This window comes from Duganella sp. Root198D2, assembly GCF_001428585.1.
In the GTDB taxonomy this organism is placed as follows: Bacteria; Pseudomonadota; Gammaproteobacteria; order Burkholderiales; family Burkholderiaceae_D; genus Rugamonas.
The window spans coordinates 101,833-123,428 of the sequence record NZ_LMIC01000009.1 but is presented as its reverse complement, the minus strand read 5'-3'; the positions used below and the strand labels follow the sequence as shown (position 1 = coordinate 123,428).

At 65.5% G+C, this 21,596-nt stretch carries 17 protein-coding genes; 12 read left to right on the top strand and 5 right to left on the bottom strand.

Features of this window, described 5'->3' with window-relative positions; all coding sequences use genetic code 11:
* Window positions 1-31 precede the first annotated feature (31 nt).
* Both hutU and ASE26_RS10970 read right to left on the bottom strand, forming a co-directional pair.
* Window positions 32-1,735 carry a urocanate hydratase gene (gene hutU / locus ASE26_RS10975; protein ID WP_055933731.1) on the bottom strand — a complete coding sequence of 568 codons (1,704 nt, stop codon included), beginning with the start codon at window positions 1,733-1,735 and terminating at the stop codon, window positions 32-34.
* 126 nt (window positions 1,736-1,861) lie between these two features.
* Window positions 1,862-3,520 carry an amidohydrolase gene (locus ASE26_RS10970; RefSeq protein ID WP_055933732.1) on the bottom strand — a complete coding sequence of 553 codons (1,659 nt, stop codon included), beginning with the start codon at window positions 3,518-3,520 and terminating at the stop codon, window positions 1,862-1,864.
* Window positions 3,521-3,633: 113 nt separating this feature from the next.
* On the opposite strand from ASE26_RS10970, the gene ASE26_RS10965 reads away from it, so the two are divergent.
* The 3 genes from ASE26_RS10965 (at window position 3,634) to ASE26_RS10955 (ending at window position 5,846) form a co-directional block, all read left to right on the top strand.
* Window positions 3,634-4,005 (top strand): BlaI/MecI/CopY family transcriptional regulator, encoded by a 372-nt coding sequence (locus tag ASE26_RS10965; protein ID WP_156398088.1) that lies wholly within the window; start codon window positions 3,634-3,636, stop codon window positions 4,003-4,005.
* Complete coding sequence (locus ASE26_RS10960) at window positions 3,995-5,137, top strand: M56 family metallopeptidase (RefSeq protein ID WP_055933734.1); 1,143 nt, start codon at window positions 3,995-3,997, stop codon at window positions 5,135-5,137. Before ASE26_RS10965 ends, ASE26_RS10960 begins: the two co-directional genes overlap by 11 nt.
* A 70-nt stretch (window positions 5,138-5,207) precedes the next feature.
* The gene (locus ASE26_RS10955; protein WP_055933736.1) at window positions 5,208-5,846 is read left to right on the top strand and encodes a glutathione S-transferase family protein; all 639 of its coding nucleotides are present in this window, start codon (window positions 5,208-5,210) and stop codon (window positions 5,844-5,846) included.
* Between the two features lie 98 nt (window positions 5,847-5,944).
* Here the strand turns inward: ASE26_RS10955 and ASE26_RS10950 are convergent, their stop codons facing one another.
* The 3 genes from ASE26_RS10950 to ada form a co-directional block, all read right to left on the bottom strand.
* Window positions 5,945-6,523 (bottom strand): hypothetical protein, encoded by a 579-nt coding sequence (locus ASE26_RS10950; protein ID WP_055933738.1) that lies wholly within the window; start codon window positions 6,521-6,523, stop codon window positions 5,945-5,947.
* A 145-nt stretch (window positions 6,524-6,668) separates the two neighbouring features.
* A complete protein-coding gene (locus ASE26_RS10945; RefSeq protein ID WP_082507424.1) occupies window positions 6,669-7,406 on the bottom strand; it encodes a 2OG-Fe(II) oxygenase in 738 nt (245 codons plus the stop codon).
* Window positions 7,403-8,482, bottom strand: coding sequence for a bifunctional DNA-binding transcriptional regulator/O6-methylguanine-DNA methyltransferase Ada (gene ada, locus ASE26_RS10940; RefSeq protein ID WP_055933741.1), 1,080 nt, complete (start codon window positions 8,480-8,482; stop codon window positions 7,403-7,405). Before ada ends, ASE26_RS10945 begins: the two co-directional genes overlap by 4 nt.
* 117 nt (window positions 8,483-8,599) lie before the next feature.
* On the opposite strand from ada, the gene hutC reads away from it, so the two are divergent.
* The 9 genes from hutC to ASE26_RS10895 all read left to right on the top strand — a co-directional run bounded on the left by hutC (window position 8,600) and on the right by ASE26_RS10895 (window position 21,595).
* Entirely contained in the window at window positions 8,600-9,319 is a 720-nt protein-coding gene (gene hutC, locus ASE26_RS10935) for a histidine utilization repressor (RefSeq protein WP_055933743.1), read from the top strand.
* A 56-nt stretch (window positions 9,320-9,375) separates the two neighbouring features.
* Window positions 9,376-14,061, top strand: a complete 4,686-nt coding sequence (locus ASE26_RS10930) for a PAS domain S-box protein (RefSeq protein WP_057246215.1) — start codon at window positions 9,376-9,378, stop codon at window positions 14,059-14,061.
* Window positions 14,054-14,461: a response regulator gene (locus ASE26_RS10925; RefSeq protein WP_082507425.1), complete on the top strand. Its 408-nt coding sequence runs from the start codon at window positions 14,054-14,056 to the stop codon at window positions 14,459-14,461. Before ASE26_RS10930 ends, ASE26_RS10925 begins: the two co-directional genes overlap by 8 nt.
* A 238-nt stretch (window positions 14,462-14,699) precedes the next feature.
* Window positions 14,700-15,026, top strand: coding sequence for a thioredoxin TrxA (gene trxA, locus ASE26_RS10920; RefSeq protein WP_055933746.1), 327 nt, complete (start codon window positions 14,700-14,702; stop codon window positions 15,024-15,026).
* A 137-nt stretch (window positions 15,027-15,163) separates the two neighbouring features.
* The gene (gene rho, locus ASE26_RS10915) at window positions 15,164-16,426 is read left to right on the top strand and encodes a transcription termination factor Rho (RefSeq protein WP_028101995.1); all 1,263 of its coding nucleotides are present in this window, start codon (window positions 15,164-15,166) and stop codon (window positions 16,424-16,426) included.
* 190 nt (window positions 16,427-16,616) lie between these two features.
* Entirely contained in the window at window positions 16,617-16,886 is a 270-nt protein-coding gene (locus ASE26_RS10910; RefSeq protein ID WP_055933749.1) for a type B 50S ribosomal protein L31, read from the top strand.
* A 90-nt stretch (window positions 16,887-16,976) separates the two neighbouring features.
* Window positions 16,977-18,701, top strand: a complete 1,725-nt coding sequence (locus ASE26_RS10905; protein ID WP_055933750.1) for a glycosyltransferase family 39 protein — start codon at window positions 16,977-16,979, stop codon at window positions 18,699-18,701.
* A gap of 57 nt (window positions 18,702-18,758) precedes the next feature.
* Window positions 18,759-19,496 (top strand): ABC transporter substrate-binding protein, encoded by a 738-nt coding sequence (locus ASE26_RS10900; protein WP_229207206.1) that lies wholly within the window; start codon window positions 18,759-18,761, stop codon window positions 19,494-19,496.
* Between the two features lie 185 nt (window positions 19,497-19,681).
* A complete protein-coding gene (locus ASE26_RS10895) occupies window positions 19,682-21,595 on the top strand; it encodes an AAA family ATPase (RefSeq protein WP_055933754.1) in 1,914 nt (637 codons plus the stop codon).
* The last annotated feature ends 1 nt before the right edge of the window (window position 21,596 follow it).

The following is a 21,596-nucleotide window of genomic DNA, read 5'->3' as shown; positions in this document are numbered from 1 at the left end:
GACCCTTGGGTCGGACCCAGGTTTACCGGTTTTACTTGATCATTGGCAGGTTCAGTTTATTACGCTTGGCGCATTCGATGGCGGCTTCGTAGCCGGCGTCGGCGTGGCGCATCACGCCCGAACCGCAGTCGTTGACCAGCACGCGGCCCAGGCGCTTGGCGGCGGCTTCGGTGCCGTCGGCCACGATCACCACGCCGGAGTGCTGCGAGTAACCCATGCCCACGCCGCCGCCATGGTGCAGCGAGACCCAGGTCGCGCCGCCGGCGGTGTTCAGCATGGCGTTCAGGAGCGGCCAGTCGGACACCGCATCGGTGCCGTCGCGCATGCCTTCGGTTTCGCGGTTGGGCGATGCGACCGAGCCGGTATCCAGGTGGTCGCGGCCGATCACGATCGGCGCCTTCAGCTCGCCGTTCCTGACCATTTCATTGAAGGCCAGGCCGGCGATGTGGCGCTCGCCCAGGCCCAGCCAGCAGATGCGCGCCGGCAGGCCCTGGAAGGCGATGCGCTCGCGCGCCATGTCCAGCCAGCGGTGCACGTTGGCGTGGTGCGGGAATAGTTCCTTGATCTTGGCGTCGGTCTTGTAGATGTCTTCCGGGTCGCCGGACAGGGCCACCCAGCGGAACGGACCGCGCCCTTCGCAGAACTGCGGGCGGATATAGGCCGGCACGAAGCCCGGGAAGTCGAAGGCGTTCTTGACGCCCTTGTCCAGCGCCACCTGGCGGATATTGTTGCCGTAATCGACCACCTTGGCGCCCAGGGCCTGGAAGTCCAGCATGGCCTGCACGTGCACGGCGCAGGAAGCGGCGGCGGCATCGACCAGGCGCGCGTGCTGCGCGGCGTCGGCCTGGGCCGTTTTCCACTGCTCCACGCTCCAGCCCTGCGGCAGGTAGCCGTTGACCAGGTCGTGCGCCGAGGTCTGGTCGGTCACCAGGTCTGGCACCAGGCCGCCGGCCTTGGCGCGGCGCACCAGTTCCGGCAGCACGTCGGCCGCATTGCCCAGCAGGCCGATCGAAATGGCATCGCCATTGGCCGTGTGCAGCTTGATCATGTCCAGCGCTTCATCGATGCTGGCGGCCTGCTTGTCCAGGTAGCGGGTGCGCAGGCGGAAATCGATCGACGACTGCTGGCATTCGATGTTCAGCGAGACGGCGCCGGCAAAGGTGGCCGCCAGCGGCTGCGCGCCGCCCATGCCGCCCAGGCCGGCGGTCAGCACCCAGCGCCCTTTCAGGTCGCCGCCGAAATGCTGGCGGCCCGCCTCGGCGAAGGTTTCGTAGGTGCCCTGCACGATGCCCTGGGTGCCGATATAGATCCAGGAACCGGCCGTCATCTGGCCGTACATGAACAGGCCCTGGCGGTCCAGTTCATTGAAGTGCTCCCAGTTGGCCCATTTCGGCACCAGGTTGGAGTTGGCCAGCAAGACGCGCGGCGCGTCTTCGTGGGTCTGGAACACGCCGACCGGCTTGCCGGACTGGATCAGGAGGGTTTCATTGGCTTCCAGTTTTTTCAGCGAGGCGAGGATCTGGTCGAAGCACTCCCAATTGCGGGCCGCGCGGCCGATGCCGCCGTACACCACCAGGTGTTTCGGATTTTCCGCTACTTCCTTGTCCAGGTTGTTCTGGAGCATGCGGTAGGCCGCTTCGGCGCCCCAGGTCTTGCAGACCATTTCCGGGCCGCGCGGGGCGCGGATATCGCGGGTGGCATCGTAGCGGGGATCGTTGGCAAGGCTGGAAGACATGGCGGCTCCTTGAATGGTTGATCCTGCCACTCTAGGTTGTCTATACAAGTTAGTCAACTGAATTATGCAGCCTGCCGAACATCGGGTTCAGCTTCGTGGTGCTCGGCGCTGGGCGCCGCCGCCTCCTTATTTGCGGAACACCTGCCTGCCGCCGACCCAGGTTTCCAGCACGCCGATCTTGCCAATCTCGCCGGCCGGGACCTGGAACAGGTCGCGGTCGGTGATGATGAAGTCGGCCCATTTGCCCTTCTCCAGCGAGCCGACCGACTGCTCCTGGTGCGCCGCCCAGGCCGCGTCCAGCGTAAAGCAGCGGAAAGCTTCGACCAGCGTCATGGCCTGTTCCTTGTGCCAGCCGCCGCTCGGCGCATCCTGCATGTCCTGCCGCGTCACGGCAGCATGGATGCCCTGCAGCGGATTGGGCGACTCGATCGGGAAATCGGAACCGCAGGCGATGCGGCTGCCCTGCTGCAGGAAAGTATGCCAGGCGTAAGCTCCTTTGATGCGCTCAAGGCCGACACGCTGCTCCGCCATGTTCTGGTCGGAAGTGGCGTGGGTCGGCTGCATCGACGGCACGATGGCCAGTTGCCTGAAGCGCGGGATATCGCTTAGCTGCACCACCTGCGCATGCTCGATGCGGTGCCGCCTGGCAGCCAGCGGGTACTGCTTGCCGAGCTGCTCGAAACTGTCGAGTATCTGCTTGTTGCCGGCGTCGCCGATCGCGTGCACATTGACCTGGTAGCCGGCCTGCATGGCCTTTTCCATCTTGGCGCGGATGGCCGCGTCGCTGTTGAACAGCAGGCCGCGCGTGTGCGGCGCGTCGCTGTAGGGATGGACCAGGGCGGCGCCGCGGCTGCCCAGCGCTCCGTCGGAATACAGCTTGACCGCAGCCAGCGCGTAATGGCCGCCGGCGTAGGACCGCAGCGGCCCATTCTTCGACAGCTGCTCGAAGTCGGCGCCGACGTCGCCGATCATGGCGTAGACGCGGGTCGACAGCTTGCCACGGTCGGCGTATTCGCGGAACAGGCGGTCGGCGCCGGCGTCGATGCCGGCATCGTGCACGCTGGTCAGGCCCATGCTGGACAGGATGCCGAGCGCGCCATCGAGCATGGCGCGCGCTTCGGTCTCGGTCGGTTTCGGCAGCACCTTGTAGACGTATTCCATGGCCGTATCGACCAGGATGCCGGTGGCGTTGCCATTGGCGTCGCGTTCGATCTTGCCGCCTTCCGGATCCCTGGTGTCCCGGCCGATGCCGGCCGCTTCCAGCGCCTTGCTGTTGACCCACATGGCGTGGCCGTCGATGCGCTCCATGGCTGCTGGACGGTCGCCCACCACGGCATCGAGTTCGGCCACATTCGGGAAGCGGCCCAGCTTCCAGGTCTCCTGGTTCCAGCCCTTGCCGATCACCCATTTGCGCTGCAGGTTGGCTTGCGCGAATTGGGCGACCGCAGCTTGCGCGGCTTGCAGCGAGGTGGGGCTGTACAAGTCGGCACTGGTGGCCACTTCGCCCAGGCCGAACACATGGCCGTGGGCGTCGATCAGGCCTGGCAGCACGGTCTTGCCCTGCACGTCGATGCGCTTGAAACCTTTGGCCCTGGCTGCCACCTCGCGCGCGCTGCCGACAGCGACCAGCTTGCCGCTGTCGTCGAAGGCCAGCGCCTGGAACTGCACCAGCCTGCCCCTGGCGTTCAGCGTGTAGCCGTTGGCGTTGTCGATCATGGTGCCGGCGTTGGCGGCGCCGGCGATCGCCAGTGCGGCGGCGGCGAACAGGGTGCGGCGGAAGTGCATGGGCAAGTCCTTTCGAATTTGAAAGCAAGAATTTTTCACGTAGCAGAGTGTACCCGTTGACACCTTCATTTACGCGTGTAATCATTCGCCATCATTTACACATGTAATCAATCATGACTATCCAGATCAGTGAAGCCGAGGCGCAGGTGATGCAAGTGCTGTGGGAGCGCCATCCGCAAACAGCGGAAGAAGTCTGCGAAGCGCTGTCCGGCCAGGGCTGGCAGGACGCCACCATCAAGACCCTGCTGAACCGCCTGCTGAACAAGGGCGCCGTCAGCGCGCAGAAGGATGGCCGGCGCTACCTGTATGCGCCGGCGCTGGAGCGCGAGGACTGGCTGGCCACCGAGAGCCAGGGCTTCCTCGACCGCATGTTCAATGGCCGCCTGGCGCCGCTGGTGGCGCATTTCAGCCAGCACAAGGCCTTGAGCAAGGCCGATATCGCGGAACTGAAAAAGCTGGTCAAGGAGCTCGAAGATGGCAAGTGAAGCGCTGCTGCGCCTTTTGCTGGCCAGCGGCGCCGCGTGCACGCTGGTACTGCTGCTGCGCCAGGCAATGCGCCGCCTGTACGGAGCCGGTGCGGCCTACCTGTTGTGGGCTGCCGTGCCGGCCAGTGTGCTGGCAGCGCTGGCGCCGCGTACCAGCGGCACCCTGGCCGTGATGCCGCTGCCTGCGCCTGTCGCGGCAGCCGCTACGCAGGTCACTCAAGCCGCCGCCAGCGCGGTGCATAGCGGCTGGGACTCGCTGCTGTTCGCTGCCTGGCTGGCGGGAGCAATCGCGATGGCCGGCTGGCTGGCCTGGCGCCAGTGGTCGTTCCAGCGCAGGCTGCAGGCCAGCGCGTGGCAAGGGGGCCCGCTGCTGCTGGGCGTTTGGCGCGCCCGCCTGGTGCTGCCGGACAGCTTCCGGCGCGATTACGACCGCGCAGAGCGCCGCCTGGTGCTGTCCCATGAGCGCATCCACGCCGAACGCGGCGACCTGCTCGCCAACGCGGCCTGCGCCCTGCTGCAATGCCTGGCCTGGTGCAATCCCCTGATCCATATTGCTGCAGCACGCTTCCGGCTTGACCAGGAGCTGTCCTGCGACGAAGCAGTCCTGCGCCGGCACGGGCAGGCGGGCACCTACGCCAAAGCCATGCTGAAAACCCAGCTCGCGGCGCAGGCGCTTCCCCTGGCTTGCCAATGGCAGGCCGTCCACCCACTGAAGGAGAGAATCATGCAATTGAAATCGTCCGTATCCCCCGCCCGCCGCCTGGGCGGCAAGCTGCTGGCAACTATGCTCGCGGCGAGCTGCGGCCTGGCCACCCTGGCGGCCCACGCTGAACCTGCGGCACCCAGGCATTACAACGTCTTTCTTGAGATGGACGGCAGCAGCCCGCAGCTGCTGGTGAAGGAAGGTGAAAAGAGCGGCGTGGCCATCGGCGAAGGCGCCGACCAGTGGCGCACGAACTTTGTCGTAGTGCCAGCGGGTAGCGCGATCCAGGTCAAGGCCAATGTCAGCCACGGCGGCAAGGACCTGAGCAACTTCACGCTGGAAGTGGCGGACAATGGCATCGGCAAATTCAAGGTATCCGATGCGGGCAAGGATTTCATCGTCAAGATGCGCGTGAGCGAAGTACATTAAAGAGCAAGATCCGGGGTGTGGCGGGAACCGGCTGCTGGTCCAATACGGTTTTCCCTGTTGGAGTTCCGCCATGCTGACGCTTTACGATTACCTGCCTTCCCAAAACGCTTACAAAGTCCGCTTGCTGCTGTCGCATCTCGGCCTGCCTTACCGCACCAAGATAATCAGCATCTTTGAAGGAGCCGGCCAGGATCCGTCCTACCTTGCGCTCAATCCCAGCGGCGCAGTACCGGCTTTGCGCCTCGATGATGGCCGCGTGCTGGCGGAGTCGAATGCCATCCTTACCTATCTCGCTTCCGGCACGCCGTATTTGCCTGGCGACGCGTTTGGCGCGGCCAAAGTGCAGCAGTGGATGTCGTTTGAGCAGGACTATGTGATGAACATCGCTTCGCTGCGGCATTGGACCCTGACGGGCAAGCTGGCGCGCCGGCCGGCGGCGCTGGTCGAGATGCGGCGCGCGGGCGGCTTGCGCGCGCTGCAGATCCTGGAACGGGAGCTGGCGGCGCGGCCATTTATCGCTGGCGATGCCTACACCATTGCCGATATTTCGCTGTTTGCCTATACGCATCGCGCAGACGAGGCGGGCTTGCCCTTGCGCGAGTTCCCTCACGTTAGCGCCTGGATCGAGCGCGTGCGGGCGCAGCCGGGCTTCCTCGATGAGCATCATCCGTATTCCATCGATCCATATTCCTCCGGGGAACTGCCTTGAGCAGCAGTCGGGAAGGGGGTTCGCTCCGGGGGCCTCACACAAACCCTCTGAAAGTTGCTCTGAAATCCTCTGAAACGCTCTGAAATGCTCTGAAACGCTTAGTCGTCAGGGAGAACATCGGTGCGCCGCTCCATCTTGCCATGCCGGCGCGTCGATGCCTTCTCAATCAGGACCAATGCATTGCGCAGGCTGTGTGCCATGACCGCTGGCGAAGCAGTGGTATCGTGTGCCCGGAACTCCGGCAATGGTGCTGGATACGGCCCGCGCAGAATTTCATTCCGAATAAACCTTGCGTTCTTCCAGTAGCGCTGGCCTGGCAGCCGCAACCACAAGACTTCCCACGCATTGCGTGCGGTACCGGCAACTTCGGCCACAAATTGATTTGGCGTCGTTAGCTGTCCCTGATAGACAAGGGAGTCGCCAACAACCTCGGCGAATGCATTAGTGCCGCGATAGCTCATCTTGAGCTCCGTGCTTTCTGGCAGGAACAAGCGCTTCCACTGATAGCGTCGCACTTCGGCCTCCGGCATCTGGCCCCGCGCGACGCACAGCCATGAGGCGAGTGCTGCCTCGACGACCTCTGCTGGATCGCGCTCGTCGCCGAATTCCTGCAGGTAACTCGCCAGCTCAAGGAATAGCGCACTCGGAATCTGCACCGACACAAGTTTGCGGCTCATGATGACCTCCTCTGGTTCGCATAAAGATTGGACAAACCAGCGAACTTAAAGTTCAGAGGATTTCAGAGCGTTTCAGAGGATTTCAGAGCAACTTTCAGAGGGTTTCTGTAAGCCCCCTGAAGCAAAACCCCTCGCCCACCGGGTCCTAATCAGCGTCGTGGAAAATGACGCCAAGGGTATGGCGATGGCCGCCTTGCAGGCGGCTGACGCCATGGCGCATGGTGACGCGGTAAATGCCGCGCGTGCCCGCCACCGGCCGATGGAAAACGGGAAAGATCACGCAATCGCCCTGCTGCAAAGGCACGACTTCCACGCGCGACTGCATGCGCGGGCGCTGCTCGGTGAGCACGAATTCGCCGCCCTGGAAATCCCGTCCAGGCTGCGACAACAGGAAAGCCGCCTGCAGGGGGAAGACATGTTCGCCATACAGGTCCTGGTGCAGGCAGTTGTAATCGCCCGCCCCATATTGCAGCAGCAAAGGCGTCGGCCGCGCCTGCCCGGCCGCATGGCAGCGCGCGATAAAATCCGCATGCTGCGGCGGAAAGCGCGCCTCCAGCCCCATGGCCGCATACCAGCGATTGGCGATCGACGCCAGCGGCGGATACATAGCCGAGCGCAATTCCGCGACCAGATCCGGCAAGGGATAGCGAAAATACTGGTATTCGCCCTTGCCGAAACCATGCCGCTGCATGACGACCCGGCTGCGATAGAGTTCCGGCTGGCCATAGCCCGCTGCCAGCCCCGCGCACTGCGCAGGCGACAAAACACCGCGCACCAGCGCACAGCCGAATTCATCGAGGTCGGAAGCAATGCGCGGCCAATCAAACGCCGCGCGCGAGCCGGCCGCCGCAGCCAGCGGCGGCGCGAACAGGTCGCCCATCATGCCGCCGCCTCGGTCGCCGCTTCCGCCTCCCGTTCCAGCAAGGCCGCCTTGCGCTCCACGCCCCAGCGATAGCCCGAGATAGAGCCGTCGTTGCGCACCACCCGGTGGCAAGGAATCGCCACCGCAATCGCATTGGCAGCGCAAGCGCCAGCCACCGCCCGCGCGCCGTTGGGCGCCCCCACCCGCTCCGCCAGTTCCGCATAGCTGACCGTCTGGCCCGCCGGAATCTCGCGCAGGGCTTGCCAGACGCGCTGCTGGAAGGCCGTGCCGCGCACATCGAGGGGCAATTCAAGTCCGATCTGCGGCGCCTCGACGAAGGCGATCACGCGCGCCACCACCTGTTCGTAATCGGTTTCAGCCCCGCGCAACTCGGCCTGCGGGAAGCGGTCCTGCAAGTCATGCGCCAGCGCCTGCGGGTCGTCACCCAGCAGGATGCAGCAAATCCCGCGCTCGGTGCTGGCCACCAGGATCGCCCCCAGCGAGCATTGGGCAATAGCAAAGCGGATCACCGCCCCCAGTCCGCCGGCGCGCCAGGCCGACGGCGTCATACCCAGCGCACCCGGCGTGGCGGCATAAAAGCGTCCGCTGGAATTGAAGCCGGCGGCGTAAATGGCATCGGTCACGCTGGCCTCGTCGGCCAGGCCCTGCTGCATGCGCCGCGCGCGCGCCGCCGCCGCATAAGCTTTCGGCGTCAGCCCGGTTTGCGCCTTGAACACGCGATGGAAGTGGAAGCGGCTCATGCCGCCGGCGGCGGCCAGCGCATCGAGGTCGGGCGCCACTTCGGCAGCATCGATCAGGCGGCACACCTCGGCCACCATGGCCGCATGGCGCTCGGCCAGCGGCGGCTGGTCCGGCTTGCAGCGCTTGCAGGGACGAAAACCGGCCGCCTCGGCCGCTGCGATGGAGGCGTGGAAGGCCACATTCTCGCGCAGGGCCGGCCGCGCGCCGCAGGAAGGGCGGCAGAACACGCCGGTGGTGCGCACGGAATAAAAGAACTGGCCGTCGGCCGCGCTGTCGCGCGCCCGCACGGCGGCCCAGCGTTCATTGTCGGTCAGGTAAGGCTTCATCGGGTTCATTGCAAGCTCCAGTCGCTAGTATGCCACCATGGTAGGCAGGGCGCCGGCCGGGGGCACTCCGCCGCTTGCTATTGAATTCCCGGATGCTACAATCGGCGCACTCATCCGGAGGACGGCTTGGAAGAACACCAACAACACGACACCCCCATCTTTCAACGTATCAAGGACTTCCTGCTGGCGCAGATTGCCGCCGGCGCCTGGAAGGAAGGCGAGGTCATTCCTTCCGAGCAGGCGCTGGTCAAGCAGTTCGGCGTCTCGCGCATGACCGTCAACCGCGCCGTGCGCGAGCTGACCGCGGAGGGCGTGCTGACGCGCCGCCAGGGCGCAGGCACCTATGTCGCGCCGCAGAAAGTCCAGGCCACCCTGCTGGAAATCAAGAGCATTGCCGACGAGGTGCGGGCGCGCGGCCACGCCCACCGCAGCACGCTGCAGCTGCTCGAGCGCGGCAAGGCCGGCGACTTGCTGGGCAAAGCGTTCGATTTGCCGCCCGGCCACGAGCTTTATCATTCCGTCATCGTGCACTTTGAAAACGGGGTACCGATCCAGGTGGAAGACCGCTGGGTCAACCCGCTCTGCGCGCCGGACTATATGGCGCAGGACTTTACCCATACCACGCCCAACGAATACCTGGTGCGGGCGGCGCCGCTGCAGGCCGCCACTTACAGCATAGAAGCCCTGGTGCCGCCGCGCGAGATTGCCGAGATGCTGGCGATGGATGCGCGCCAGCCCTGCCTGGTGCTGCGGCGCCAGACCCAGTCGGCCGGGCGCGTCGCCTCGCTGGCCACCATGTGGCATCCGGGCCATCGCTACCAATTTGGCGGCAGCGTCCCCGCCTGAGCAATGCTATAGTTGACCGCACGCCAGCGCCCCCGCGCTGGCCAGAAAGGGAAGCCTTGTCGCCACTGAGCCAGAAAGCCGCCCCGCCTGTTCCCGCCCGCGCGCAGCGCCGCGCGCGCCGCCTGTGCGCGCTGGTACTGGCCATCGCCGCCCTGCCCATGCTGCCCGGCAGCGCCGCCGCCGAAGCCGTCACCGTCCAGCTCAAATGGCAGCACCAGTTTGCGTTTGCCGGCTATTACGCGGCCCAGGCCAAGGGCTATTACCGCGACGCCGGGCTGGAGGTGACGCTGCGCGAAGCCCAGCCGGGACAGGAGCCGCTGCAAGCCGTGCTCGACGGCAGCGCCCAGTACGGCGTCGGCAATTCCGCGCTGCTGCTGCGCCGTGCGGCCGGCGCCCCGGTGGTGGTGCTGGCCTCGGTGTTCCAGCATTCGCCCCTGCTGCTGGCCGTGCGGCTCGACGAGCAGGGCAAACGCCGGTCCTGGCCCGGCGCGCGCGTCGCGCTCGGCCCCAACACGGAGGAACTGCGGGTCTACCTGCAGCATGAGAAGGTGCCGCTGGCGCAACTGAATATCGTGCCCGCGGCGCGCGACGCGGAAGACATGCAGGCCGGCCGCATCGACGCCATGTCCGGCTACCTCGGTTCCACCCCCTACGCGCTGGAGCGGGCCGGCCTGCGCTACGAGATCCTGGCGCCGCGCAGTGCCGGCATCGACTTTTACGGCGACAACCTGTATACCACCGAGAGCGAACTGCGGGAACACCCGGCGCGCGCGCGCGCCCTGCGCGAAGCCACGCTGAAAGGCTGGCGCTACGCGCTGCAGCATCCCAACGAGATCGTCGACCTGATCCGTGCCCGCTACCCCGAACGCAAGCCGCGCGAAGAGCTGCTGTGGGAAGCGGCCCAGGTGGCGCCGCTGCTGGAGCAGCACCTGATCGAACTGGGCTACAGCAACCCGCTGCGCTGGCAGGGCATTGCCGACAGCTATGCCGCCGCCGGCCTGCTGCCGGCCGACTTCCAGCTGGACGGTTTCCTGTACCACGAAGCCCCCGCCACCCCGACCTGGCACTATGTGCTGGGGGTGGTGCTGGCCCTGCTGGCCGGCGCCGCCCTGTGGCGCCTGCTGCGCGTGTCGCGCGCCCTGCGCGGCGCCGAAGTGCGGGTCGGCGACGCCGAGCGCATTGCCAGCTTCGCGCTGGAAGGCGCCGGCGAAGGCTCCTGGGACTGGCAGCCGCAGCGCCCGGCCCTGCACCTGTCGCCGCGCTACTGCGAAATCCTCGGCTACGCGCCGGGCGAGCTGCGCCCGGCCAACGTCGAACAGTGGCTGCAGCTGGTGCACCCGAACGACCGCGCCCGCATCGCCGACGAGATTGCCGCGCTGGACCAGCCGGAAGTGGGGCGCACCCCGTTCACCCTGGAATTCCGCATGGCCTGCCGCGACGGCAGCTGGAGCTGGGTGCTGGCGCGCGGCATGGTGCTGGCGCGCGACGCCGCCGGCCGCCCCTTGCGCATGTCGGGCACCCTGGGCGATATCTCCGACCGCAGCGCCGCCGAACTGGCGCGCATGGCCGCCATGCTGGACGCCCTGCCCGGCGCCCTGCTGGTGGCCGACCGCGGCGGGCGGGTGCGCCAGGCCAACGACACCGCCGAGGTGGTGTTTGCCGCCGAAACGGGCAAGCTGGCCGGCGCCTCGATGGAACTGCTGATCCCGGACGTGATGCGCGACACCCCGGGCCGCCCGCGCGAACTGTTCGCCCGCCCGCGCATGCCGGGCCGGGTGCTCACCGCGCGCCGCCTGGACGGCGGCCACTTCCCGGCCATGGTGCACCTGGCGCCGATCCAGCTGGCCGGCCAGGGCCTGGTGGTGGTGTCACTGCGCGACATGACCCAGCGCCAGAGGGCCGAAGAAGCGCTGCAAGCCTCGTCCGAACGCTACCGCCTGATCGTGCAGACCGCGGCCGAAGGCATCTGGATGTGCGACGCCGCCGACTGCACCAGCTTCGTCAACCCCACCATGGCGCGCATGCTCGGCTACGAGGTCGAACACATGCTGGGGCGCCCGATGGCCGATTTCATGGACCCCGACTGCCCGGCCCTGCAGGCCCAGCGCCGGCAAGGCGGCGCGCCGGCCATGCCGCCCGAGCCGGCCGAAGGGCGCTTCTACCGCCAGGACGGCTCTTCGCTGTGGGCCCTGCTCTCCACCACCACCGTCAATGCCGACAACGGCAGCTATGCCGGCACCCTGACCATGGTGACCGATATCACGGACCGGCGCCTGGCCGAACTGGCGCTGCGCCACTCCAGCCAGCGCCTGGCGTCCGTCTTCAACGCCGTCACCAACGGCCTGCTGGTATTCGACGCGGCCGGCAATATCGTCGAATGCAATGCCGCCGCCAGCCGCATGCTGGGGCGCGCCGCCGCGCGCGGCGCCGGCCAGTGGGACGGCGTGCACGAAGACGGGCGCCGCTTTTCCGCGCCCGAGCACCCGGTGGCCCAGGCCCTGGCCAGCGGCCAGCCGGTGCGCGACGTGGTGATGGGGGTGCCGGTCGCCGCCGGCGCCAGTGCCGGCGCCGACACCTGCTGGCTGTCGGTCAACGTCGAGCCGCTGCGCGACGAGCACGGCCCGGGCAGCATGCTGGTGGCCAGCCTGACCGACATCACCTACAGGAAGCGCAGCGAAGACGCCTTGCGCCAGGGCGAGCAGCGGCTGCAGGAAATCATCCAGATGATGCCGATCGGCCTGTTCATCAAGGACCAGGACAGCCGCATGCTGCTGATGAACCGCGCCTGCGAGCAGCAGTTCGGCTACACCTTCGACGAATTGAACAACGGCGACTACAACGCCTTCCACGCGCCGGAGGAAGCGGCCGCCTTCCGCGCGCGCGACCTGGAAGCGTTTGCCGGGCGCGCCCTGATCGACTTCGAGGAAACCATCTGGAACCCGGTGCTGGGCCAGTCGCGCCAGCTGCGCACCTTCAAGAAACCGGTGTACGACGCCCACGGCGCGCCGGCCTACCTGATCGGCATGGCGATCGACATCTCCGACAGCAAGGCCAACGAGCGCGCCCTGCGCGAACTCAATGAACACCTGGAAGAACGGGTGGCGCAGCGCACCGCGCAGCTGGAAGAGGCGCGCCAGCAGGCCGAGGAGGCGAGCGCCGCCAAGGGCCAGTTCCTGGCCAAGATGAGCCACGAAATCCGCACCCCGATGAATGGCGTGATCGGCATGGCCTACCTGGCGCTGAAGACCGAGCTGGCACCGCGCCAGCGCGACTACCTGGAAAAGATCCGTTTCGCCGGCGAGCACCTGCTGCGCATCATCGACGACATCCTCGACATCTCGAAGATCGAAGCGGGCAAGCTGGAGATCGAAGACGTCGACTTCTCGCTCGACCATGTGATCCAGACCCTGACCACGGTGGTGGCGCCGAAAGCGGCCAGCCGCGGCCTGCGCCTGACCTTCGACATCGACCCGGCGCTGCCGCCGGTGCTGCGCGGCGACCCGCTGCGCCTGGGCCAGGTCCTGATCAACTACGTCAACAACGCGATCAAGTTTTCCGAACAGGGCAGCATCGACGTCAGCGTGCGCCAGCTGCTGGCCGACGACATCGCCTGCCTGCTGCGCTTTGCAGTGCGCGACCACGGCATCGGCCTGTCCGAGGCCGAGCAGGGCAAATTGTTCCAGGCCTTCCAGCAAGCCGACAGCGCCATCACGCGCGAATACGGCGGCACCGGCCTGGGCCTGGCGATCTGCAAACAGCTGGCGCAGCTGATGGGCGGCGAAGTGGGGGTGCAAAGCGCGCCCGGCGCCGGCTCCACCTTCTGGTTCACCGCCCGCCTCGGCGTCTCGCCGCGCGGCCTGCCGGACGTGATCAACGAGGTCAACGCCGCCGCCGCCGCCCTGCTCGACAGCGCGCGCAGCACGGCCGCCATGCAGGCCCTGAAAGACGCGCGCATCCTGCTGGTCGAAGACAACACCTTCAACCAGCAGATCGCGCTGGAAATGCTGGAGGAAGCCGGCTCCTCGGTGTGCCTGGCCAATAACGGCGCCGAAGCGCTCGACCTGCTGCACCAGGCCGAATTCGACTGCGTGCTGATGGACGTGCAAATGCCGCTGATGGACGGGCTGGAAGCGACGCGCCGCATCCGCGCCGACCCGGCGCTGGCCGCCACCCGCGTGCTGGCCATGACCGCCACCGCCACCAAGGACGACCGCGAGCGCTGCCTGCAGGCCGGCATGGACGATTTCATCGCCAAGCCGATCCAGCCGGCCCTGATGTACCAGAAGATCGCCAGCTGGCTGCCCGAGCGCGAAGCGGGCGCCGCCGCCAACGAGGCCGCCCTGCCGCGCGGCGCCGGGCGCGCCGCCTTCCGCCCCACGCTGGCCGGCGACCCGGCCATCATCGACCTGTCGGTGCTGGCCCAGCTGCTGGGCTACCAGCCGCAAAAGATCCGCAAGTTCGCCTTCAAGTTCCTGCAGACCACCGAAGCCGGCCTGGCCGAAATGGAAGCTGCGCTGGCCGCCGGCGAGCTGCAGAAACTGCGCGAGCTGGGCCACCGCATCAAGAGCAGCGCGCGGGCGGTCGGCGCGCTCGGCATGGCCGAGCTGTGCCTGCAGATGGAACAACTGGCACCGGACGCCGATGCGGCAGCCGCGCGCGCCGTGCTCGAGCGCCTGTGGCCGCTGCTGCACGCGGTAAGCGAGCACATCATGACCAATACAACTTTCGCCGACGATGACTGACACCCCCACCACCCCGCTGCGCATCCTGCTGGTCGACGACGACCCCTTCATGCTGAGCATGTTGGCCGACATGCTGGAAGACCTTGGCCAGCTCAATGTCCGCAGCGAAAGCGACGCCCGCCAGGCCCTGCTGGCGTTGCCGCAATACCGGCCCGACCTCCTGGTATGCGACCTCTCGATGCCCGAGATGGACGGCATCGAATTCCTGCGCAAGGCCGCCGACAGCCACTTCGGCGGCGCGGTCGCCCTGCTCTCCGGCATGGACGCCGGCATCCGCCAGGCCGCCGAAACGCTGGCGCGCGCCCACGGCCTCTCCCTGCTTGGCACCCTGGCCAAACCCGCCACCCCATCCGCCCTCGGCGAGCTGCTGACCCAAGCCGCCGCCCGCCGTGCAGGATGAAAGTCGGGGTCAGGTCCGGCAATCGGACATTCGCGTTGCGCGAATGTCCGATTGCCGGACCTGACCCCGACTTTCGCCTTTCAAGCAGCGTACACGGGCCGGGAAAATCGGTTATTATTTGGGCCATTCCCGCCCTGATTCCCGCTTGACTTCCCAGTATTGAATTAGCGCAGTTCGTCGCCAGATGGGCGATAACAGCAAGGGATCTTCCCGGGCGAACGACCAATTAAGGAAAAACATGAGCGACCTGATCAAACACATTACCGATGCATCCTTCGACACCGACGTGCTGAAGTCCGACCGCCCCGTGCTGGTGGACTTCTGGGCCGAATGGTGCGGTCCTTGCAAGAGCATCGCCCCGATCCTGGAAGAAGTGGCCAAGGAATACGACGGCAAGCTGACCATCGCCAAGCTGGACGTGGACAGCAACCAGGCCGTGCCAGGCAAGTTCGGCATCCGTGGCATCCCGACCCTGATCCTGTTCAAAAATGGCGTGCCAGCCGCACAAAAAGTCGGCGCGATGGCAAAAGGTCAACTGACCTCTTTCATCGACAGCAATATTTGATGTAATATAGGCGGTGCTGCGCCCGCAGCCCGCCTGATTGGCGGGGAAAGTGCCCAAAAACCTTTCCCTTAATACTTATAGACCACGTAGTTCCCTCCCCTACCCTTACTTTCCCGTCACGGGACACTCAAACAGCTATGCACCTTTCTGAACTTAAGGCTATGCACGTTTCAGCTCTGCTGGAAATGGCCATCAGCCTCGATATCGATAATGCGGCCCGCCTGCGCAAGCAGGAACTGATGTTCGCGATCCTGAAAAAACGCGCCAAGGCCGGCGAACAGATTTTCGGCGACGGCGCCCTGGAAGTCCTGCCTGACGGCTTTGGCTTCCTGCGCTCGCCAGACGCCTCGTACATGGCGTCGACCGACGATATTTATATTTCCCCGTCGCAGATCCGCCGCTTCAACCTGCACACCGGCGATTCGATCGAGGGCGAGGTGCGTACCCCGAAGGATGGCGAGCGTTATTTCGCCCTGGTGAAGGTGGACAAGGTCAACGGCGAATCGCCGGAAGCGTCCAAGCACCGCATCCTGTTTGAGAACCTGACGCCGCTGCACCCGACCGTACCGCTGCGCCTGGAGCGCGACATGGCCGGCACCGAGAACATCACCGGCCGCATCATCGACCTGGTGGCGCCGATCGGCAAAGGCCAGCGCGGCCTGCTGGTGGCATCGCCGAAGTCCGGCAAGTCCGTGATGCTGCAGCATATCGCGCACGCCATCACCACCAACCACCCGGACGTGACCCTGATCGTGCTGCTGATCGACGAACGTCCAGAGGAAGTGACCGAGATGCAGCGTTCGGTGCGCGGCGAAGTGGTGGCCTCGACCTTCGACGAACCGGCCACGCGCCACGTGCAGGTTGCCGAGATGGTGCTGGAAAAAGCCAAGCGCCTGGTCGAGATGAAAAAAGACGTGGTGATCCTGCTGGACTCGATCACCCGCCTGGCGCGCGCCTACAACACCGTGATCCCGGCCTCGGGCAAGGTGCTGACCGGTGGTGTCGATGCCAACGCGCTGCAGCGTCCGAAGCGCTTCTTCGGCGCCGCGCGTAACGTGGAAGAAGGCGGCTCGCTGACCATCGTCGCTACCGCGCTGATCGAAACCGGTTCGCGCATGGACGATGTGATTTACGAAGAATTCAAGGGTACCGGCAATATGGAGGTGCACCTGGAGCGCCGCCTGGCCGAGAAGCGCGTCTACCCGTCGATCAACCTGAACAAGTCCGGCACCCGCCGCGAAGAACTGCTGATCAAGGCCGACCAGTTGCAGAAGATCTGGATCCTGCGCAAGCTGCTGTACTCGATGGACGAGATCGAAGCGATGGAGTTCATCCTCGACAAGATGCGCGCCACCAAGAACAACGGTGAGTTCTTCGAGATGATGCGCCGCGGCGGCTAAGTCTGCCGAGGGGTCAGGTCTCGACAATCCGATATTTTCGCGCAGCGAAAATGGCGGATTGTTAGACCTGACCCCGAATCCGCGCTATAATCCGCGGTTCATTTAAACCCAGGCAAGTGAGCGGCAATCGGGTCGAGAGGCAGGAATGACCGACGAAGTGCTGTTTGGCTACCAACATTGAGAGAAAAGCATGAAAGCTGATATCCATCCAGATTACCGCGAAGTCCTGTTCCACGACCTGTCGTGCGACTTCAAGTTCATCACCCGCTCGACCATCCAGACCCGCGACACCGCGACCCACGAAGGTAAAGAGTACCCACTGGTGAAGATCGAGGTTTCCTCCGAATCGCACCCGTTCTTCACCGGCCAGCACAAGATCGTCGACACCGCCGGTCGCGTGGAAAAATTCCGCCAGAAGTTCGGCAAAGTCGGTTCCAAGACCGCAGTTGCAAACGGCTGATCCCCGTCGCAGCGAAAAAAAAGGCAGCCGCGGCTGCCTTTTTTCTTTTTACCCGTCATACTCCAGCTTTCCAAAGAATAACCCTGACCGATGAAGCCAGTCCGTCTGCCCGCTGCCGCCACCCGTACCCTGCCCCGCTGGGCGTTTTTTGCCCTGGGCCTGCTGTACATCCTGCCGGGGCTGATTGGGCGCGAGCCGTGGAAAAACGATGATGCGGCCAGCTTCGGGGTGATGTGGACCATGGCGCACGGCAGCTGGCAGGATTGGCTGTGGCCCAACATCGCCGGCCTGTCGGTGACCGGCGAGGGTCCGCTGGCGTTCTGGCTGGGCGCGCTGGCCATCAAGCTGTTCGGCTGGGCCATCGGCGATGTACTGGGTGCGCGCGTGGCCACCCTCGGCGTGTTCCTGCTGGGCGTGATGGCGGTCTGGTACGCCACCTTCAACCTGGGCCGCCGGCCGGAAGCGCAGCCGCTGCGCCTGGCCTTCGGCGGCCAGCCGGAACCGAACGATTTCGGCCGCACCCTGGCCGATGCTGCCGTGCTGATCTACCTGGGCTGCCTGGGCTTGCTGGTCCACAGCCATGAAACCACGGCCGAGCCGCTGCAGGTATCGCTGCTGGCGCTCACGCTGTATCGCAGCGTGCGCTATATGGAGCTGGCGTCGCTGCGCAATGCGGCCCTGGCCGGCCTGGCGCTGGGCCTGCTGACCCTGACGCGCGGCTGGGTGGTCCCGGCCGCCCTGGTGAGCGCCCTGTTTGCCTGTACCCGCTTCCTGTCCATGCCGGCTGCCCGTTCGCTGCGCGACCTGGCCTTTGCCGTGGCGGTAGCCGCCGCCGTGAGCGCGCTGTGGGCGGTGCCGGCCCTGCTGGCGCGCCCTTACGGGCAGGCGCCGCTGGCCGCCTGGATGGCGTGGAACGAAGCCCAGCTGACGGTGGGCGGCTTCGATGGCTTGCGTACTTTCTTCCGCGTCGGCGTCTGGTTCTTCTGGCCGGCCTGGCCGTTTGCCGCCTGGGCCGTGTGGGCCTGGCGCCGCCAGAGCAACCTGCTGCACATCGTGGTGCCGACCACCTTCGTCACCGTGGCCACCATCCTGGTGCTGCTCAACCCGGCGCCCGAGCAGGGCCACCTGCTGATGCTGCTGCCGCCGCTGGCCATCATGGCCGCGTTCGGCCTGCTGACCATGCAGCGCGGCGCCATCAATGCGATCGACTGGTTCAGCGTGATGGTGCTGACCCTGTGCGCGGCCGTGCTGTGGATTTTCTATTACGCCCAGCTGACCGGCTGGCCCGCCAAGCCGGCGCATAATGTGCTCAAGCTGCTGCCGGGCTTCACGCCGCAAGTCAGCTGGCTGTCGCTGCTGGTCGGCCTGTGTGCCACCGCCGGCTGGTTCGTGCTGGTGCACTGGCGCCTGTCGCGCCGCCCGGCTGTGCTGTGGCGCGCCGTGGTGCTGTCGTCCGGCGGCCTGATCCTGATCTGGATCCTGCTGATGACCCTGTTCCTGCCGCACGTGAACTACAGCAAGAGCTACGCCGCGGTGGCGCGCGAAGCGGCCGCGCTGCTGCCGCCCGGCACCGATTGCGTGCAATCGAATGTCACGCCCGCCCAGCGCGCTTCCTTCGCCTACTTTGGCAAGATGCCGTTCAATGGCGTCGAGCAGCGCCGCTGCGACGTCATGTTGTTGCAAGATAGCATCAAATCTCGTGCCCACCAGCAACAACCCGGTGCCGAGTGGGAGCCGCTATGGGAAGGGCGCCGCGCCTCTGACCGCAGCGAGCGTTTCCGCCTGTTCAAGCGGCGCACGGTTCACGCCAACTGATTGTCCGCCGGCCCGCCTCCCTGCTATCCTGTACTGGACGATAGCAAAGAGGTAGGCATGGTATCAGCAGTAGCGTATCTGGCAATGTTGCTGGCTACCAGCGCCGCCGCGCTGGCAGCCCCGCCGCTCATCATCACGTCCGAGCACTCGCCGCCGGCCAGCATGAAGGTGGGCGCGCAGGTGGTCGGCCGCGAAGGCGAAAAGATCCGCGAGATGCTGGCGCGCAGCGGCTATGCCTACAGCATTGACGTGCTGCCCTGGAAACGCGCCTTCACCATGGCGCAGCGCGACCCCTACACCTGCGTCTACTCCACCTCGCGCACCCCGGAACGGGAAAAACAGTTCAAATGGGTCGGCCCGACCGATGAAGCGCAGTGGGTACTGATGGGCCGCGCCGGCCGCACTTACCATGTGCGCAGCCTGGACGATGCGCGCAAGCTGCGCATCGGCACCTATAACGGCGATGCGCGCGACGAATTCCTGCGCGCCCGCGGCTTCGACGTGGACGGTGCGCCGGACAATGCCTCCAACCCGAAAAAGCTGCTGCTTGACCGCATCGACCTGTGGGCGGTCGGCGTGCGCAACAACGACCTCAGCGGGCTGGCCCTGTATGCCGCCCCCGAGCAGCTGGTGCCGGTGCTGACTTTCCACCACGTCAAGGTCTACCTGGCCTGCAACCCGAGCGTGCCGGACGCGATGGTCGAGCGCATGAATGGCGCCCTCGACAGCATGCGCAAGGACGGCACGTTCACAAGGTTGGAAAAGAAATACGAACAGTGGCAAGCCAGCAAATAGATGCCATTTATTCCTGTTGCGCAACTAAAGTTTTTTTGGAGCGCAGCGAACGCGCGCTTGGTTTACGCGCTATAGTCACCATATGCGGAATGTTGCCGCACAGCATTTTCAACAACACTGGGGCCAGCCGAGGCAGAATGCCACCGGCCATAGGCCCACTAGAAACCCTAGCGATTTCCAGGCCTATGTTCAATATCTACAAGCTCCAGCTCGCCCTCAAGAACCCTCTGGTACGCATCACCCTGGTGCTGCTGGCCACTGCCGCCGTGGCATTTGCGCTGCTGCGCGCCGATGTGGCGCAGGATGCCGCACCGGTGCTGCGTTCGCAGAATATCGGTGAAATCACCGCCCTGGTGGCCCAGCGCGACAAGCTGGACTACCTGCTGATCGCCCGCCCGCTGGCCGATTCGCCGCGCTATGTCTACAAGTTCAAAGGCGACGCTACGCTGCACGTGGTGGTGGTGCCCAGCACCTCGCACCAGAGCCTGGAACGTGAAGTGCTGCTGCGCAATAACATCCCTTATGCCATCGCCAAGGAAGACTTCCTGGCCGCGCACAAGGGCGTGCTGCTGGACGACGGCGGCCAGTGGGCCAGCGTGCAAGCTTTCCTGAAACGCCACGCCTTCGACATCTTCGTGGTGGGCCTGGTGCTGTTCGTGCTGAAGTGGGGCATGCCGGGCATGGGCATGAACGCGTCGGTGATCACGCCGGACCAGCTCAAGGGTTCGATGGACGACCTGATCGGCATGGAAGACATCAAGCAGGAAGTGCTGCACCTGGAAGACATGATCCGCAACCGCGAAGTCTACAAGCAGCACAATATCGACAAGCCGTTCAATGTGATGCTGACGGGCCCGGCCGGCACCGGCAAGACCAAGCTGGCCGGCTACCTGGCCAAGCGCCTGGGCTACCCGCTGATCCAGGCTTCCGGCTCGGCGCTGGAATCGGGTTATGTCGGCGGCGGCTCGAAAGCCCTGAACGCGCTGTACAAGAAGGCTTGCGCACGCGGCAACTGCATCATCTTCCTGGACGAGGCGCAGGCCCTGTTCATGCCGCGCGGCCGCGGCGAAAAGAAATGGGAAGACGATACCGCGAATACCCTGCTCGGCCTGCTGGACGGCGTGAAAAGCGAACAAGGCCAGGGCGTGATCTGGATCGTCGCCTCCAATTTCGACGATGCCTCGAGCGCGATGGATGAAGCCATGCTGCGCCGCTTCAGCGTGAAGATCAACTTCCGCCTGCCGAACAAGGGCGAGCGCCGGGCGCTGCTCGAGTCCTTCCTGAAGCGCAAGCAGGATGGCCTGGTGGACTGGAACGCCATGGACCTGGACCAGGTGGCCGAGATCACCGCCAACCTCAGCCCGGCCCTGCTGGAAACCGTGGTCGACCGCGCCTCCATGATTTCGATCCAGGAAAAGTGCGTGATCAATACCGACCTGATGTTCCGCGCCTTCGAGCGCGCCACCATCGGCCTGACCGACCGCGCCACCACGGCCGAGAAGACGCGCCAGCGCGAGCGCATCGCCTTGCACGAACTGGGCCACTTCTTCATGCAGATCGACCCTTACCTGCGCGCCGGCCTGCCGCTGGCCGAGGTGAAGGAAAAGTCGCACCTGCTGAAGATCTCGACCGAGGCGGTGTCGAAGATGAACGCGCTGGGCTATGTGCTGTCGGCCGGCGACGACATGTCGCTGCGCACGCTGGAAGAAATGGAACGCGACGTCATGCAGCTGTACGGCGGCGTGGCGGCGGAAGAGTTGTTCTACGGTGCGCGCGGCATTTCGGTGGGCAGCCAGAACGATATCGAGAAAGCCACCAAGATGCTGAACATGATGGTCAACCGCCTGTCGATGTATTCGCGCTCCAAGCTCGATTACAGCCAGTTGCGCGGCGAGACCGGCGACGAGCATACGCTGCTGCAGGTGGAAGCCAAGGCGGACGAGTTGTACAGCACCACGCTGGCCGCCATGCGCGACTACCGCACGGTGATGGAATCCATCAAGGAGGAACTGATGGAGCGCTATGTGCTGTCGAAGGATGCCATCTTCGCACTGCTGGAGGAGCGCCTCGATGCGGCGCCCCTGCAGCAAGCCGCGTAAG

Excerpts from the sequence above, each read along its gene's own strand:
- hutU (WP_055933731.1), bottom strand. The coding sequence starts at position 1,735 with ATGTCTTCCAGCCTTGCCAACGATCCCCGCTACGATGCCACCCGCGAT.
- ASE26_RS10970 (WP_055933732.1), bottom strand. The coding sequence starts at position 3,520 with ATGCACTTCCGCCGCACCCTGTTCGCCGCCGCCGCACTGGCGATCGCC.
- ASE26_RS10965 (WP_156398088.1), top strand. The coding sequence starts at position 3,634 with ATGACTATCCAGATCAGTGAAGCCGAGGCGCAGGTGATGCAAGTGCTG.
- ASE26_RS10960 (WP_055933734.1), top strand. The coding sequence starts at position 3,995 with ATGGCAAGTGAAGCGCTGCTGCGCCTTTTGCTGGCCAGCGGCGCCGCG.
- ASE26_RS10955 (WP_055933736.1), top strand. The coding sequence starts at position 5,208 with ATGCTGACGCTTTACGATTACCTGCCTTCCCAAAACGCTTACAAAGTC.
- ASE26_RS10950 (WP_055933738.1), bottom strand. The coding sequence starts at position 6,523 with ATGAGCCGCAAACTTGTGTCGGTGCAGATTCCGAGTGCGCTATTCCTT.
- ASE26_RS10945 (WP_082507424.1), bottom strand. The coding sequence starts at position 7,406 with ATGATGGGCGACCTGTTCGCGCCGCCGCTGGCTGCGGCGGCCGGCTCG.
- ada (WP_055933741.1), bottom strand. The coding sequence starts at position 8,482 with ATGAACCCGATGAAGCCTTACCTGACCGACAATGAACGCTGGGCCGCC.
- ASE26_RS10925 (WP_082507425.1), top strand. The coding sequence starts at position 14,054 with ATGACTGACACCCCCACCACCCCGCTGCGCATCCTGCTGGTCGACGAC.
- trxA (WP_055933746.1), top strand. The coding sequence starts at position 14,700 with ATGAGCGACCTGATCAAACACATTACCGATGCATCCTTCGACACCGAC.
- rho (WP_028101995.1), top strand. The coding sequence starts at position 15,164 with ATGCACCTTTCTGAACTTAAGGCTATGCACGTTTCAGCTCTGCTGGAA.
- ASE26_RS10910 (WP_055933749.1), top strand. The coding sequence starts at position 16,617 with ATGAAAGCTGATATCCATCCAGATTACCGCGAAGTCCTGTTCCACGAC.
- ASE26_RS10905 (WP_055933750.1), top strand. The coding sequence starts at position 16,977 with ATGAAGCCAGTCCGTCTGCCCGCTGCCGCCACCCGTACCCTGCCCCGC.
- ASE26_RS10900 (WP_229207206.1), top strand. The coding sequence starts at position 18,759 with ATGGTATCAGCAGTAGCGTATCTGGCAATGTTGCTGGCTACCAGCGCC.
- ASE26_RS10895 (WP_055933754.1), top strand. The coding sequence starts at position 19,682 with ATGTTCAATATCTACAAGCTCCAGCTCGCCCTCAAGAACCCTCTGGTA.